The organism is Pseudomonas sp. FG43, assembly GCF_057809175.1.
In genome coordinates, this window is sequence record NZ_JBMDJL010000023.1 from 33198 (window position 1) to 49411 (window position 16214).

11 protein-coding genes are annotated in these 16214 nt (G+C 56.9%); 8 read left to right on the plus strand and 3 right to left on the minus strand.

Features of this window, described 5'->3' with window-relative positions; translation table 11 throughout:
• Positions 1 to 195: 195 nt before the first annotated feature.
• From ACODS3_RS22570 to brnQ, 6 genes are all read left to right on the plus strand, one after another.
• A complete protein-coding gene (locus ACODS3_RS22570; RefSeq protein ID WP_201002543.1) occupies positions 196 to 3027 on the plus strand; it encodes a 2-oxoglutarate dehydrogenase E1 component in 2832 nt (943 codons plus the stop codon).
• A gap of 41 nt (positions 3028 to 3068) precedes the next feature.
• Complete coding sequence (odhB, locus tag ACODS3_RS22575; RefSeq protein ID WP_201020402.1) at positions 3069 to 4295, plus strand: 2-oxoglutarate dehydrogenase complex dihydrolipoyllysine-residue succinyltransferase; 1227 nt, start codon at positions 3069 to 3071, stop codon at positions 4293 to 4295.
• Positions 4296 to 4469: 174 nt separating this feature from the next.
• Positions 4470 to 5906 carry a dihydrolipoyl dehydrogenase gene (gene lpdA, locus ACODS3_RS22580; RefSeq protein WP_201002539.1) on the plus strand — a complete coding sequence of 479 codons (1437 nt, stop codon included), beginning with the start codon at positions 4470 to 4472 and terminating at the stop codon, positions 5904 to 5906.
• 209 nt (positions 5907 to 6115) lie between these two features.
• Complete coding sequence (gene sucC, locus ACODS3_RS22585) at positions 6116 to 7282, plus strand: ADP-forming succinate--CoA ligase subunit beta (RefSeq protein WP_201002537.1); 1167 nt, start codon at positions 6116 to 6118, stop codon at positions 7280 to 7282.
• Positions 7282 to 8166, plus strand: a complete 885-nt coding sequence (sucD, locus tag ACODS3_RS22590) for a succinate--CoA ligase subunit alpha (RefSeq protein ID WP_025260628.1) — start codon at positions 7282 to 7284, stop codon at positions 8164 to 8166. The genes sucC and sucD overlap by 1 nt, the downstream gene beginning before the upstream one ends.
• 444 nt (positions 8167 to 8610) lie before the next feature.
• Complete coding sequence (gene brnQ, locus ACODS3_RS22595; protein WP_304575402.1) at positions 8611 to 9924, plus strand: branched-chain amino acid transport system II carrier protein; 1314 nt, start codon at positions 8611 to 8613, stop codon at positions 9922 to 9924.
• A gap of 82 nt (positions 9925 to 10006) precedes the next feature.
• Here brnQ and ACODS3_RS22600 read toward each other — a convergent pair.
• Both ACODS3_RS22600 and ACODS3_RS22605 read right to left on the minus strand, forming a co-directional pair.
• Positions 10007 to 11229, minus strand: a protein-coding gene (locus tag ACODS3_RS22600) for an IS3 family transposase (protein WP_489036351.1) whose coding sequence is annotated in 2 segments (ribosomal slippage) — positions 10007 to 10878 and positions 10878 to 11229 — 1224 coding nt in all. Because the reading frame shifts where the segments join, the coding sequence is not laid out codon by codon here.
• A 119-nt stretch (positions 11230 to 11348) separates the two neighbouring features.
• Complete coding sequence (locus ACODS3_RS22605; RefSeq protein ID WP_304575403.1) at positions 11349 to 11606, minus strand: hypothetical protein; 258 nt, start codon at positions 11604 to 11606, stop codon at positions 11349 to 11351.
• Between the two features lie 366 nt (positions 11607 to 11972).
• On the opposite strand from ACODS3_RS22605, the gene htpG reads away from it, so the two are divergent.
• Positions 11973 to 13880 carry a molecular chaperone HtpG gene (gene htpG / locus ACODS3_RS22610; RefSeq protein WP_489036353.1) on the plus strand — a complete coding sequence of 636 codons (1908 nt, stop codon included), beginning with the start codon at positions 11973 to 11975 and terminating at the stop codon, positions 13878 to 13880.
• 83 nt (positions 13881 to 13963) lie between these two features.
• Complete coding sequence (locus tag ACODS3_RS22615; RefSeq protein WP_489036355.1) at positions 13964 to 14692, plus strand: dienelactone hydrolase family protein; 729 nt, start codon at positions 13964 to 13966, stop codon at positions 14690 to 14692.
• Positions 14693 to 14901: 209 nt separating this feature from the next.
• Here ACODS3_RS22615 and ACODS3_RS22620 read toward each other — a convergent pair whose 3' ends face one another.
• A complete protein-coding gene (locus ACODS3_RS22620) occupies positions 14902 to 16149 on the minus strand; it encodes a hypothetical protein (RefSeq protein ID WP_489036357.1) in 1248 nt (415 codons plus the stop codon).
• Positions 16150 to 16214: the final 65 nt, after the last annotated feature.

The window sequence follows — 16214 nt, forward strand, 5'->3', positions numbered from 1 at the left end:
GTGGCTTTAACCTGAGCAGTGGCTCGCAAGGCTGCCGCTCTTATTTTGAAGAAATGAGACCAGCAGGGGCATCCGGGCTGGTACCCGGGCTATCTGCGTGATCCTTAGTGACTTGATATGGTCGCTGCACACGACTGTTTCATGTTTACTATGGCGTCTTCGCCGGTGGTGTCCCCTTACCGAGGGTGACCAAGCATGCAAGAAAGCGTGATGCAGCGCATGTGGAACAGTGCCCACCTATCCGGTGGTAACGCTGCCTATGTGGAAGAGCTTTATGAGCTCTACCTGCACGACCCTAACGCTGTGCCAGAAGAATGGCGCACCTACTTTCAGAAGTTGCCAGCAGACGGCAACTCTGCCACCGATGTATCGCATTCCACGATTCGCGATCATTTTGTGTTGCTGGCTAAAAACCAGCGCCGCGCTCAACCGGTATCTGCCGGGAGCGTGAGCAGCGAGCACGAGAAGAAGCAAGTTGAAGTATTGCGACTGATCCAGGCATATCGTATGCGCGGCCATCAGGTTGCTCAGCTCGATCCGCTTGGCCTGTGGCAGCGTCCTGCCCCGGCCGATCTGTCGATCAATCACTACGGCTTGACCAATGCCGATCTGGATACGACTTTCCGCGCCGGCGACCTGTTCATCGGCAAAGAGGAAGCGAGCCTACGCGAAATTCTCGAAGCGTTGCAGCAGACATATTGTCGCACCATCGGTTCGGAGTTCACGCACATCGTTGATTCCGAGCAACGCAACTGGTTCATGCAGCGTCTTGAAAGCGTGCGTGGCCGTCCTGCGTTCTCTGCTGAAATCCAGGGTCACCTGCTTGAGCGCGTCACTGCCGCTGAAGGGCTGGAAAAATACCTGGGTACCAAATATCCGGGCACCAAGCGCTTCGGTCTGGAAGGTGGCGAAAGCCTGATCCCGATGCTGGACGAACTGATCCAGCGTTCCGGTTCCTACGGCACCAAGGAAGTCGTGATCGGCATGGCCCACCGTGGCCGTCTGAACGTGCTGGTCAACACCTTCGGCAAGAACCCGCGCGAGCTGTTCGACGAGTTTGAAGGCAAGAAGAAAGTGGAGCTTGGCTCCGGTGACGTCAAATATCACCAGGGTTTCTCTTCCAACGTAATGACCGCAGGTGGCGAAGTTCACCTGGCCATGGCATTCAACCCGTCCCACCTGGAAATCGTTTCTCCGGTGGTCGAAGGGTCCGTGCGTGCGCGTCAGGATCGTCGTAACGATCCGAACGGTGACAAGGTTCTGCCGATTTCCCTCCACGGTGATGCTGCTTTCGCAGGTCAGGGCGTGGTCATGGAAACCTTCCAGATGTCGCAGACCCGCGGCTTCAAGACTGGCGGCACGATCCATATCGTCATCAACAACCAGGTTGGTTTCACCATCAGCAACCCGCTGGACTCGCGTTCCACCGAGTACGCCACCGACGTTGCCAAGATGATCCAGGCTCCGATTCTCCATGTGAATGGCGATGACCCGGAAGCCGTGGTATTCGTGACCCAGCTGGCTATCGATTACCGCATGCAGTTCAAGCGTGACATCGTGATCGATCTGGTCTGCTACCGTCGTCGCGGTCACAACGAAGCGGACGAGCCTAGCGGCACCCAGCCGTTGATGTACCAGCAGATCACCAAGCAGCGCACGACTCGCGAGTTGTACGCCGATCAGTTGATCAAGGCCGGTGTTCTCACTGAAGAGCGTGTCCAGGCCAAGATCGATGACTATCGCAATGCGCTGGACAACGGTCAGCATGTTGTGAAAAGCCTGGTCAAGGAGCCGAACAAGGAGCTGTTCGTCGACTGGCGTCCGTATCTGGGCCATGCCTGGACTGCGCGTCACGACACTCGTTTCGACCTCAAGACCTTGCAGGAACTGTCCGCCAAGCTGATGGAGCTGCCGGAAGGCTTCGTCGTTCAGCGTCAGGTCCAGAAGATCTACGAAGACCGTCAGAAGATGCAAGCCGGCGGCCTGCCGATCAACTGGGGCTACGCTGAAACCATGGCGTACGCGACCCTGGCGTTCGAAGGTCATCCGATTCGCATGACGGGTCAGGACATCGGGCGCGGTACGTTCTCGCACCGTCACGCTGTTCTGCACAACCAGAAAGACGCAAGTACCTACATTCCTCTGAAGAACCTGTTCGCCGGTCAGCCGCGTTTTGACCTGTACGACTCGTTCCTGTCCGAAGAAGCGGTACTGGCTTACGAATACGGCTACTCGACTACCGAGCCTAACGCTCTGGTTATCTGGGAAGCCCAGTTCGGTGACTTCGCCAACGGCGCGCAAGTGGTTATCGACCAGTTCATCACCAGCGGCGAGCACAAGTGGGGCCGTCTGTGCGGTCTGACCATGCTGTTGCCTCACGGTTATGAAGGGCAGGGGCCTGAGCACTCGTCCGCACGTCTTGAGCGTTATCTGCAGCTGTGTGCCGAGCACAACATTCAGGTATGTGTGCCGACCACTCCAGCGCAGATCTACCACTTGCTGCGTCGTCAGGTGATCCGTCCGCTGCGCAAGCCGCTGATCGTGTTGACGCCAAAGTCGCTGCTGCGCCACAAGCTGGCAATCTCGACTCTGGAAGAACTGGCCGAAGGCTCGTTCCAGACAGTCATCCCGGAAGTCGATGCACTCGATCCGGCCAAGGTGACCCGTCTGGTGCTGTGTGGCGGCAAGGTCTACTACGATCTGCTGGAAAAACGCCGTGCCGAAGGCCGCGAAGACATCGCCATCGTACGTATCGAACAGCTGTATCCGTTCCCTGAAGATGATCTCATGGAAGCGATCGCGCCTTACACCAACCTGCAGAATGTAGTGTGGTGTCAGGAAGAGCCGATGAACCAGGGTGCCTGGTACAGCAGTCAACACCACTTGCGTCGCAGCATGAGCAACCACAACCGCAGCCTCGTTCTCGAGTATGCCGGTCGTGACGCTTCTGCAGCTCCCGCGTGTGGTTATGCTTCGATGCATGCCGAGCAGCAGGAAAAACTCCTGCAAGATGCCTTCACTGTTTAACGCCTTCGAGCATTAGAAACCGAATTAAGGAATTACAGATAATGGCTATCGAGATCAAAGCCCCCTCTTTCCCGGAATCCGTTGCCGACGGCACCATTTCCAAGTGGCACAAGCAACCGGGCGAAGCGGTAAAACGTGACGAGCTGCTGGTCGACATCGAGACTGACAAGGTTGTCCTCGAAGTTCTGGCCGAAGCAGACGGCGTGCTGGCATCGATCGTGAAAGGCGAGGGCGACACCGTCCTGTCCAACGAAGTGATTGCAACCCTGGACGCCGGTGCTACTGCATCTGCTGCTCCTGCCGCCGCTGCTGCGGCTCCAGCTGCTGCACCGGCACAGGCTGCTGCGTCGGCTGCTGACGAAGATGCAATTGCTGCTCCTGCCGCTCGCAAGCTGGCTGAAGAAAACGGCATCAACTTGGCCAGCGTCAAAGGCACTGGCAAGGACGGTCGTGTAACCAAGGAAGACGTGGTTGCCGCTGTAGAAGCCAAGAAATCCGCACCGGCCGCAGCTCCTGCCGCCAAGCCTGCTGCAGCCGCTGCTGCTCCTGTGCTGGCTGCCGGCGACCGCGTCGAGAAGCGTGTACCGATGACTCGCGTTCGTGCCACCGTTGCCAAGCGTCTGGTCGAAGCCCAGTCGAACATGGCGATGCTGACCACGTTCAACGAAGTGGACATGACCGAAGTCATGGCTCTGCGCGCCAAGTACAAGGACCTGTTCGAGAAGTCCCACAATGGCGTGCGCCTGGGCTTCATGTCGTTCTTCGTCAAGGCAGCTACCGAAGCGCTGAAACGCTTCCCGGCAGTCAACGCTTCGATCGACGGTGGCGACATCGTTTACCACGGTTATGCCGACGTCGGTGTTGCCGTATCCAGCGATCGTGGTCTGGTCGTACCGGTTCTGCGTAACGCCGAGCTGATGAGCCTGGCTGAAATCGAAGGCGGCATCGCCACCTTCGGCAAGAAGGCTCGTGACGGCAAGCTGTCCCTGGACGAGATGACCGGTGGTACCTTCACCATCACCAACGGTGGTACCTTCGGTTCGATGATGTCGACGCCGATCGTCAACCCGCCACAGGCCGCCATTCTGGGCATGCACAACATTCTGCAGCGTCCTATGGCGATCAATGGTCAGGTTGTGATTCGTCCGATGATGTATCTGGCTCTGTCGTACGATCACCGTTTGATCGACGGTAAAGAAGCGGTAACCTTCCTCGTTACCATCAAGAACCTGCTGGAAGATCCGGCTCGTCTGCTGCTGGATATTTGATGGCGTAGCCTCAAGCTGCAAGTCGCGAGCTTCAAACAGAAGCGCAGCGGCGTGCAGCCTGGGCTGGTATGTTGCATCTAATTAACAGGTTGCAAGCCCGCTCTGCAGAGCAGAGCGGTGCAGATCGGTTTGCAGCTTGCAGCTTGAAGCTCGCAGCTAAAAGGAATCTTTTTTATGTCCCAGAAATTCGACGTGGTAGTGATTGGCGCAGGCCCTGGCGGTTATGTTGCCGCCATCAAGGCTGCGCAACTTGGTTTCAAGACTGCCTGCATCGAGAAGTATCAGGACAAGGAAGGCAAGCTGGCCTTGGGCGGTACTTGCCTGAACGTTGGTTGCATTCCTTCCAAGGCGCTGCTGGACAGCTCCTGGAAATTCTACGAAGCCAAGAACGGCTTCGGCGTTCACGGTATCTCGACTTCGGATGTCTCCATTGACGTTCCTGCGATGGTTGGCCGCAAGTCCACTATCGTCAAGAACCTGACTGGCGGCGTTTCCAGCCTGTTCAAGGCCAACGGCGTGACCACTCTGCAAGGCCACGGCAAGCTGCTGGCTGGCAAGAAAGTCGAGCTGACCGCTGCTGACGGCACCGTTGAAATCATCGAAGCCGAGCACGTGATCCTGGCTTCCGGTTCGCGTCCGATCGACATTCCACCGGCTCCGGTCGACCAGAAAGTCATCGTCGATTCCACTGGCGCTCTGGAATTCCAGGCAGTGCCAAAGCGTCTGGGCGTGATCGGCGCTGGCGTCATCGGTCTGGAACTGGGCTCGGTATGGGCTCGTCTGGGTGCTCAGGTTACTGTTCTGGAAGCCCTGGATAAATTCATCCCGGCTGCTGACGAAGCTGTTTCCAAGGAAGCGCTGAAAACCTTCACCAAGCAAGGCCTGGACGTAAAGCTGGGCGCTCGCGTGACCGGTTCCAAGGTCAATGGCGAAGAAGTCGTGGTCAGCTACACCGACGCAACCGGCGAGCAGTCGATCACTTTCGATCGCCTGATCGTTGCTGTTGGCCGTCGTCCAGTGACCACCGACCTGCTGGCTGCCGACAGCGGTGTGGACCTGGACGAGCGTGGCTTCATCTACGTCGACGACTACTGCACCACCAGCGTACCGGGCGTTTACGCCATCGGTGACGTGGTTCGTGGTCTGATGCTGGCGCACAAGGCGTCGGAAGAGGGCATCATGGTTGTCGAGCGCATCAAGGGCCACAAGGCCCAGATGAACTACAACCTGATTCCTTCGGTTATCTACACTCACCCGGAAATCGCGTGGGTTGGTAAAACCGAGCAGACCCTGAAGAGCGAGGGCGTTGAAGTCAACGTCGGCACTTTCCCGTTTGCAGCCAGCGGCCGTGCCATGGCAGCCAACGACACCGGCGGTTTCGTCAAGGTCATCGCCGATGCCAAGACCGACCGCGTATTGGGCGTTCACGTCATTGGTCCAAGCGCTGCCGAGCTGGTACAGCAGGGCGCGATTGCAATGGAATTCGGTAGCAGTGCAGAAGACATCGGCATGATGGTCTTCTCGCACCCGACTCTGTCCGAATCGCTTCACGAAGCGGCCCTGGCAGTGAATGGCGGCGCCATCCACATCCAGAACCGTAAAAAACGCTAAGACAACAAGAGAAAACCACGACGGTCTGCCCGTCGTGAGCCTTGCGAGCAAGACTCACCGCGGAAAGTCCGTCGGACTCGAGCTCTCGGGCGGCTCCAGGGTGTTGAAGGACACCTCTGGAGTTATCCGGGAGTAGCGGTCACAGGTGGTGCGGCACACTGAATGTGCAGCACCGAATGCGCAGTACTTAAACGAAGACGGTAATAAGCATGAATCTTCACGAGTATCAGGGTAAGCAGCTGTTCGCTGAATACGGCCTGCCAGTATCCAAAGGCTACGCAGTCGACACCCCGGAAGCAGCAGCAGAAGCTTGCGACAAGATTGGTGGTACCGAGTGGGTCGTCAAGGCCCAGGTTCACGCTGGTGGTCGCGGTAAAGCGGGCGGCGTCAAGCTGGTTCGCAGCAAAGAAGACGCAGCAGCATTCGCACAGCAATGGCTGGGCAAGCGTCTGGTGACTTACCAGACCGACGCCAACGGTCAGCCAGTGACCAAGATCCTGGTTGAATCCTGCACTGACATCGCCAAAGAGCTGTACCTGGGCGCTGTAGTCGATCGTTCCAGCCGTCGTATCGTGTTCATGGCTTCCACCGAAGGTGGCGTGGACATCGAGAAGATCGCTCACGACACTCCTGAAAAGATTCTCAAGGCTACTATCGATCCACTGGTTGGCGCTCAGCCATTCCAGGGTCGTGAGCTGGCTTTCCAGCTGGGTCTGGAAGGCAAGCAGGTTGCTCAGTTCGCCAAGATCTTCACCGGTCTGGCCAAACTGTTCCAGGATCACGATCTGGCCCTGCTGGAAGTGAACCCGCTGGTGATCAAGGCTGACGGCGATCTGCACTGCCTGGACGCCAAGATCAACATCGACGCCAACGCCATGTACCGTCAGCCAAAGCTGAAGGCTTTCCACGATCCATCGCAGGATGATCCTCGTGAAGCTCACGCTGCCAAGTTCGAGCTGAACTACGTAGCGCTGGAAGGCAACATCGGTTGCATGGTCAACGGTGCCGGCCTGGCCATGGGTACCATGGACATCGTCAACCTGCACGGCGGCAAGCCAGCCAACTTCCTGGACGTTGGTGGTGGTGCTACCAAAGAGCGCGTTACCGAAGCGTTCAAGATCATCCTGTCCGACACCAATGTCGCAGCAGTACTGGTCAACATCTTCGGCGGCATCGTTCGTTGCGACATGATTGCCGAAGGCATCATCGGTGCAGTGAAAGAAGTCGGCGTTAAAATCCCGGTTGTTGTTCGCCTTGAAGGCAACAACGCTGAGCTGGGCGCTAAAGTACTGGCAGAAAGCGGTTTGAACATCATCGCGGCTACCAGCCTGACCGACGCTGCTCAACAAGTTGTCAAAGCTGCGGAGGGCAAGTAATGAGCGTTCTGATCAATAAAGACACCAAGGTTATCTGCCAGGGTTTCACTGGTTCGCAAGGTACCTTCCACTCCGAACAAGCCATTGCCTACGGCACCAAAATGGTTGGCGGCGTGACTCCAGGCAAAGGTGGCACCACTCACCTGAACCTGCCAGTGTTCAACACTGTGAAAGAAGCTGTAGCCGCTACCGGCGCTGACGCATCGGTCATCTACGTTCCGGCTCCTTTCTGCAAGGACTCCATCCTTGAAGCAGCTTTCGGCGGTATCAAGCTGATCGTCTGCATCACCGAAGGCATTCCTACCATCGACATGCTGGAAGCCAAGGTCAAGTGCGACGAGCTGGGTGTTGTCCTGATCGGCCCTAACTGCCCAGGCGTCATCACTCCGGGCGAGTGCAAGATCGGCATCATGCCAGGTCACATCCACTTGCCAGGCAAGGTAGGTATCGTGTCGCGTTCCGGCACCCTGACCTACGAAGCTGTGAAGCAGACCACTGACGCCGGTTTCGGTCAGTCCACCTGCGTCGGTATCGGTGGTGACCCGATCCCGGGCTCCAACTTCATCGATATCCTGAAACTGTTCCAGGAAGACCCGAAGACCGAAGCGATCGTCATGATCGGCGAGATCGGCGGTTCGGCTGAAGAAGAAGCGGCTGCCTACATCAAGGCAAATGTGACCAAGCCGGTTGTTTCCTACATCGCTGGTGTGACTGCTCCTCCGGGCAAGCGCATGGGCCACGCAGGTGCAATCATCTCCGGCGGTAAAGGTACTGCAGACGAGAAATTCGCTGCACTGCAAGACGCTGGCGTGAAAACCGTGCGTTCCCTGGCAGACATCGGCAAGGCCCTGGCTGAGCTGACTGGCTGGGAAGTCAAGAAGTAAGCTTCGGCTGACCGATTGATGCTTCAACAAAGGCCACCTTCGGGTGGCCTTTGTGCGTTTGGGCATTTATTTATCAGGGTAGGAGCGGACTTGTCCGCGAGACGGCATTTCAGGCGACGCATGTCTTTGGGATGTACCGTCCTTTTCGCGACTGAAGTCGCTCCCACGGAAAATACGTTCCTACCTGTTTGTCGCATCCGGCTTTCGCGCGTTTCATGCACGAATGCGTGCTAAACCGCTACATTCAAGTGCGACTCGTCGCCATGGCGCTCTTTTATAGTGCGTTTTGTGGTCCATTTCGTTAGGCTAGCAGCCTTTTCGCGTCGTCCGTTTCCCACAAGGAAACCTGGCGCTTTACTGCCAGCCTTAAAAGGGTAGGCATAACTTCCCTGACCCTCGGGAATCCTCTCTTTTAATCCTGATTTGGCAGTGTGGTTCCCCTCGATGAAAGTGTTGAAAGGCCAGGACGTCCTGGCACTGGGTTTCATGACCTTTGCCCTGTTTGTGGGCGCCGGTAATATCATCTTCCCGCCTATCGTAGGCTTGCACGCCGGTCCCCATGTGTGGATGGCTGCGCTGGGCTTTCTTGTGACAGCTGTCGGTTTGCCTGTCATCACAATCATTGCGCTGGCCAAGGTCGGTGGCGCGATGGACGACCTGAGCAGCCCTATCGGCAAGGTGGCTGGAGTTATCCTGGCTGCGGTCTGTTATCTGGCCGTCGGTCCGTTGTTCGCCACTCCGCGTACAGCCACTGTGTCCTTCGAAGTCGGTCTGGCGCCTCTGACAGGGGAAAGCCCGCTGGCACTGTTCCTCTACAGTCTGGTTTATTTCCTCGTGGTGTTCTGGGTTTCCATGTACCCGGGCCGTCTGCTGGATACCGTCGGCCGTTTCCTGGGCCCCCTGAAAATCATCGCTCTGGCGGTGCTCGGGGTTGCAGCCTTCATGCTTCCGGCGGGTGATGTCGGTCCTGCCGAGGCAGCCTATGTGGCAGCACCTTTTTCCCAAGGCTTCATCAATGGTTACCTGACCATGGATACGCTTGGGGCGCTGGTCTTCGGTATTGTCATCGTCAATGCCATTCGTTCGCGAGGTGTTGAATCGCCACGCCTGATTACCCGCTATGCAGTCATCGCTGGCCTTATAGCTGGTGTGGGCCTGGCGCTGGTGTATATCAGTCTGTTCCGCCTGGGTGCTGGCAGCCATGCAGTGGCGGCGGGTGCGACCAACGGCGCGGCAGTGCTGCATGCCTATGTGCAACATACCTCGGGTGCCTTGGGCAGTGGTTTCCTGGCAGTGCTGATTTCACTGGCTTGTCTGGTGACGGCTGTGGGCCTGACCTGTGCCTGTGCCGAGTATTTCAGCCGCATCCTGCCGCTGTCATACAAGACTCTTGTCATCATCCTGGCACTGTTTTCCCTGTTGGTATCCAATCTGGGCCTGACCAATCTGATCAAGGTCTCGATTCCCGTGCTCACGGCGATCTATCCGCCATGCATCGTGCTGGTCGGGCTGAGCTTCTGCAAAGGGCTTTGGAACAGCCAGGGGCGCGTCATCGCTCCGGTCATGCTGGTTTCCCTGCTGTTCGGCATCATCGATGCCTTCAAGGGGGCGGGTTTTGCCGATAAGCTGCCGAGCGTACTGGCAAACCTGCCGCTGAGTGAGCAGGGGCTGGCCTGGCTGGTGCCATCGGTGATTACTTTGTTCGGTGCTGTTGTAGTTGACCGTATCGCCGGAAAGCGCAGTGAAGCGTTGGCGTGAAGTGGTAGTGAGTCAATACACTGCTGTAACGGCAGTTTTACAGTGTGTCTAGTCCTGAAATAGGTTTACACCTGTTTCAGTCTCAAAACGCCCGATGCACCGCATCGGGCGTTTTGTATTTCAAGGCCAGATGAGGCCGCTCTTCGTTATAGATCAGCACTGACTCATCCACCATTTTCACGGCGTCTGACAGGTTTTTAGGCCGATGGAGTAAAAACTCGGTCTTCAAAATCCCGTTTACTCGTTCGGCCATAGCGTTCTGATAGCAGTCATAACCATCGGTCATCGAGCACCTGATCCCGTGTTTCGCATGCAACCGCTGATACAGGTCGGAGCAGTACTGGACGCCACGATCTGAGTGGTGAATCAGCAGTTGTTCGGTCTCTCGCTTACTAACCGCTTTTTCCAGCGCCTTAATCACCGATTCCGTATGCAAGCTTTCATGCACGTGATGGCCAACGATCTTGCGTGAGTAAGCATCGGTTACAAGGTTTACATAGGCCACACTTTCCTGCGTTGGCAGATAGGTTATGTCTGCAACCCAGACCTGTTCGGGTCCACTGACCACTACTTGGTCCGGGCCTGCCTTGAGCAGGTTGGGATGGCGGCGAAAGCGATGATGGCTATGAGTGGTCTTGTGATAAGCCCGCTTGCGCGGAACCAGTTCGCGCGCGTCACGCAGGATGTCAAATAGACGGTCTCTACCCACGCACAGTGGTGCAGGAGCTTCGACGCTCATCAAATAGTGCAACTTGCGTGTACCAAGCCTTGGCTGGCGACGCCGCTTTTCCAGAACGAAGTCCACCACCTCTTGGTCCTGGCGGACTCTCGCATCAAAAGCACGATTACGCTTGTAGTACGCCTGACGCGAAATGCCCATGAACAGGCAAGCCCTACTAATGCTCAGGTCCTGGATTTGCCCTTGCGAGAGGACTTGCCGGGTCGCTTTTTTACGACAGAAACACCGTAGTCATTTTTCAAAACGTTAACGACGGCTTCAAAGAACTGAGCCTTCTGATTGCTCAGCGCTAGCTGTTCTTCAAGCTCTTTGATTCGCTGCTCGGGTGTCAGCGGGAGGGTTGGCTCGGTCATGGACCTGCTCCTCGACTCTCGAATTGATGCGCCTTGGCTCCAATCCTGCCGACCGTGCTTGCGTAACCACACCAATACTGTCGACCGACCCTGGATGCCATAGCGCCGTTGGGCTTCTTTATAACCCAACTCGCCTTTTTCAACCTGGTCTACGACCGATAATTTAAAGGCTAGCGTGTAGTCGCGCTGGCTGCGCCTTTTGCCCGAATCCATTGAATCCTCCTGAGGAAAGGTCAGAAGGTGTAAACCTTATTCAGGACGGGACAGTGAAACCAATAAAGCCCGTTAAATAACGGGCTTTATTATTTTCTACGAAGTCTCTTGTCCCTGGCTTATTTGCTTGGCGCTGTCTCTGGCGCTGTGGCAGGGGTTTCGGCGGCGCGCTGTTGTGCTGCTTCCGCACTCTTCTGAGCGGCTTCCTGGCTTTCCTTGGCCGCGTCATTCACTTTTTCCTGAGCCTTCTCCATTGACTCCTGGGATTGTTGAGCTGCCTTATTGGCTTCTTGCTGGGTGTTTTCAGATTTTTTGTCGCAGGCGGCAAGACCCAATGTGGCAGAAAGCATCAAGGCATAGGCTAAAGATTTACGCATGGGGTATTTCTCCTTATTGATTATCTACGAGCCTGAGAACCCAGCCTTGTAAGTTAAGTTCCAACGGATTATCGGAATATTCAATGCGCCTGTTCCGTCGACCTTACAGGCTCGAATTCACTGTCGACGAGCCTGGATTGGCTGTCATGTACATGTGTCTTGCCAGTGAAACGCTTTGCATATGAAGGGCTTGTCCTTACCTTGCCCCAGGCTTTCGCGACGAAGCGTTTGCAGACAAGAATTGCGGTTGATGTTTTTGCGCTCTTGAAATCCTGCTCCCAGCCCCCACCTTGATGACTACCCGCTGCCACGCAGAGCTGAGTCTGGATGTGGCGGCTTATATCATCCACTTGGAGTTTGATGACCATGAGTGTGGAAACTCAAAAGGAAACCCTGGGCTTCCAGACCGAGGTAAAGCAACTGCTGCACCTCATGATCCATTCGCTGTATTCCAACAAGGAAATCTTCCTTCGCGAATTGATCTCGAACGCCTCCGACGCAGTCGACAAGTTGCGCTTTGAAGCCTTGTCCAGCCCTGAACTGCTGGAAGGTGGCGCTGAACTGAAAATTCGTGTGACCTTCGACAAGGACGCCAAGACCGTCACTCTCGAAGACAACGGCATTGGTATGAGCCGTGACGATGTGATTACCCACCTTGGGACCATCGCCAAATCCGGTACCGCAGATTTCATGAAAAACCTGTCGGGCGACCAGAAGAAGGACTCGCACCTGATCGGCCAGTTCGGTGTGGGTTTCTACTCGGCATTCATCGTTGCCGATCAGGTTGAAGTATTCAGCCGCCGTGCAGGCTTGCCAGCCAGCGAAGGCGTGCACTGGTCCTCCAGAGGCGAGGGCGAGTTTGAAGTTGCCACCATCGAGAAGGCCGAGCGCGGTACCCGTATCGTTCTGCACCTGAAAAGCGGTGAAGACGAGTTCGCCGATGGTTACCGTCTGCGCAACATCATCAAGAAGTATTCCGACCATATCGCCTTGCCGATCGAGCTGCCTAAAGAGCAGGCTCCGGCCGCAGAAGGCGAAGAGGCTCCTGAGCTTGAGTGGGAAACCGTCAACCGCGCCAGCGCGCTCTGGACACGTTCTCGCTCCGAGGTGAAGGACGAGGAATACCAGGAGTTCTACAAGCACGTTGGCCACGACTACGAGAACCCGCTGAGCTGGAGCCACAACAAGGTCGAAGGCAAGCTGGAATACACCTCGCTGCTGTATGTTCCTGCTCGTGCGCCGTTCGATCTGTATCAGCGTGAAGCGCCTCGCGGGCTGAAGCTGTACGTACAGCGCGTGTTCGTCATGGATCAGGCCGAGTCCTTCCTGCCGCTGTACCTGCGCTTCATCAAGGGCGTGGTCGACTCCAACGACCTGTCGTTGAACGTCTCTCGTGAAATCCTGCAGAAAGACCCGATCATCGACTCCATGAAGTCCGCGCTGACCAAGCGCGTGCTGGACATGCTGGAGAAGCTGGCCAAGAACGAGCCTGAGCAATACAAGGGCTTCTGGAAAAACTTCGGTCAGGTGCTGAAAGAAGGCCCGGCCGAAGACTTCGCCAACAAGGAAAAAATCGCCGGCCTGCTGCGTTTCGCTTCCACGAACGATGACAGCGGCGAGCAGAGCGTTTCCCTGGCCGAATACCTGGCTCGCGCCAAGGAAGGTCAGGACAAGATCTACTACCTCACCGGTGAGTCCTACGCTCAGGTCAAGAACAGCCCGCACCTGGAAGTCTTCCGCAAGAAAGGCATCGAAGTGCTGCTGCTGACCGACCGCATCGACGAGTGGCTGATGAGCTACCTGAGCGATTTCGATGGCAAGGGTTTTGTCGATGTAGCGCGTGGTGATCTGGATCTGGGCAAACTTGATTCCGAAGAGGACAAGAAGGCTCAGGAAGAGATCGCCAAGGATAAGGAAGGTCTGATCGAGCGTCTCAAGACTGCTTTGGGCGATTCCGTCAGCGAAGTCCGTGTTTCGCACCGTCTGACCGACTCTCCGGCGATTCTGGCCATTGGTGAGCAGGATCTGGGTCTGCAGATGCGTCAGATCCTGGAGGCCAGCGGCCAGAAGGTCCCGGATTCCAAGCCGATCTTCGAGTTCAACCCGTCCCACCCTCTGATCGGCAAGCTCGATCTGGAGCAGAGCGAAGAGCGCTTCGGCGACTTGTCGCACATCCTGTTCGATCAGGCGGCACTGGCCGCGGGTGACAGCTTGAAAGACCCGGCTGCCTATGTGCGCCGTCTGAACAAGTTGCTGGTCGAACTGTCGGTTTGATCACCGGTTGAAAGAAAACCCGCTTCGGCGGGTTTTCTGATTTTAAGGTTTATCACTTCCCCTTTAATGATCAGGAGTCAGCGATGAGCAGCACTATTACTGTCCGTTCCGTGGTTTATCAGATCGATGGCCAGCCTTACGAAAGCCGTCTGGTGTACGACGCGGCTGCAACCTCTGCGCGTCCGGGATTATTGATGGCCCCCAACTGGATGGGCGTCAGCCAGGGCGCTGAAACCATTGCCAGGTCGGTTGCCGAACAGGGTTATGTCGTGTTGCTGGCCGACCTGTATGGCCAGAGCATTCGTCCGTCCAACAATGACGAGGCGGGCGCCGCCATGACGCCGCTCAAGAATGACCGTGCCTTGCTGCGCAAGCGCATGCAGGTCGCTCTGGATCAGTTGCTGGCTCAGGGCGATGTTTCGCTTGATGCCAGCAAGATCGCAACCTTCGGCTTCTGCTTTGGCGGCTGCTGCTCCCTTGAGCTGGCCCGTACCGGCGCAGAACTGAAAGCGGCCATCTCTTTCCACGGCACCCTGGATACCCCGAACCCTGCCGATGCGAAAAGCATCAAGGGCGCGGTACTGGTCTTGCACGGTGCTTCCGACCCGTTGGTGGCCAAAGAACAATTGCCAGCCTTCGAGGAAGAAATGAATGCGGCAGGCGTGGATTGGCAGTTGCACAGCTACGGCGGTGCCTTCCACTCGTTCACCGATCCAGGCGCCAACGTGCCCGGCATGATGATGTACGACGCCAAAGTCTCGAAGCGTGCCTTCACTACCATGCATAACCTGCTGGATGAAGTGTTCGGCTGAGCCTTGGTTCGGTAGGCGCGAATGAATTCGCGAAAGCGGTGTTTCGAACGACACATTTCTGTCCGGCAGATACCGCAACGGCTGTGCCAGCTTCTTTCGTTCTGAATGTGCTCATTCGAGTCGCTTGGTACTAAAGCCCTGAAAGACAGAAACCCGCCTCACAGGCGGGTTTCTTGTTGGCGACTCAGGTTGCGCGCTAACTCACCACCTTATTGGAAAAAGGCCGGGCAGGTGCTGGGCAGGGCGGTGGTGGGAATGGCCTCGCAGGTGTTGCTGAATGTCAGATTGCCTTGCTTGTCGGTGGACAGTTCCCACACGCTGTCGTAATCCTCGAAGCTCCAGGACGGCACTTGCGCTGCGGCGGTCGGGTTGCGGTACATGTCGGTCAGCAAGTATTTCACGGCCTTTTCAATATTGCCGTGTTCCCAGCCCACCAGGACCGTGCCGCCATGCTCCGCACGGCTGAAGTAGGGAGACGCACGGTTGAAAAGCGCCTGTGCCAGATCGGTTGCATCGTTCCACTGGAACTCGGCCAGCGTCAGGGGCAAGTCGTGTTCAATGGCGAACGGTGCCACTGTCAGCGAAGGGCGGATGTACGAGCAAGTGCCATTGCAGCCGATGATGTTGTCGGGGTCGGACGTGAAAACATAATCCGGCTTGCGCTTCATGATTTCGCTGAGCCGGGCGTTGGCACCCAGTGCGCGCCACTGCCCCTGGCACACGTAGTTGCCATTTTCAAAGTTGCCGCTGGGGTGTGCTTCCACGTGACGTACCAGGTACACCTTCTGTTCGGTGTAAGGTTTCAAGCCGTCCGGTGCCTTGGCCTGGATGGTGACAGGCGGCTGGGCACAGGCGGTGCGAGGTGGCAGGGGCACCTTGGGGAAATGCGGGTCATCGGTAATGCCGTCGCTGTAGATGCCCACGGCAAATGGCTGGCTCTGGCCCGACAGCACCACATACTGGTGCGTGCCATCCAGTGCCAGCGTATCGTTGCTGACGCTGCCCGCCATGGCCTGGATCATCTCGGGCGGCATGGCCATCACATAGGTACCGCGCGGCTGGTTGCCCAGCAACTGTTGCATGAAGTACGCCGGTGAGTTGTATACGCTGGCATCGCCCTGGCTGAGGTCTTGCGAGGAAACGCCGAAGCTGTTCAGCAGCGCATAGGGTTCGATGGTTTGCAACGGCACCATGCTGGGCGAGCCTGCGTAGGTGAATGCATACACCTGGCGCACCTGCGACGCCTTGCCCGCCAGCAAGCCGTTGAGCACCTGCCCGAAACGCAGCGCGTGGTTGAGGCCGGTGGGTGAGAGGTTGTTGCCCTTGCCTGTCTGGCTTTCAAAGCTGGGCACCAATACAAAATTCCAGTCGTTCGGATTGAGGGCTGGAGAGTCCGCCAATGCGACGCGGTTGAAGCACAGCGCACACAACAGCAATAAGAAGAAACGCAGCATCATGATGGTTTTCCGGTAATCGGCACCGGCCACAAGACTGTGGCCGGTACGGTGAGCGGTGGAGGTAG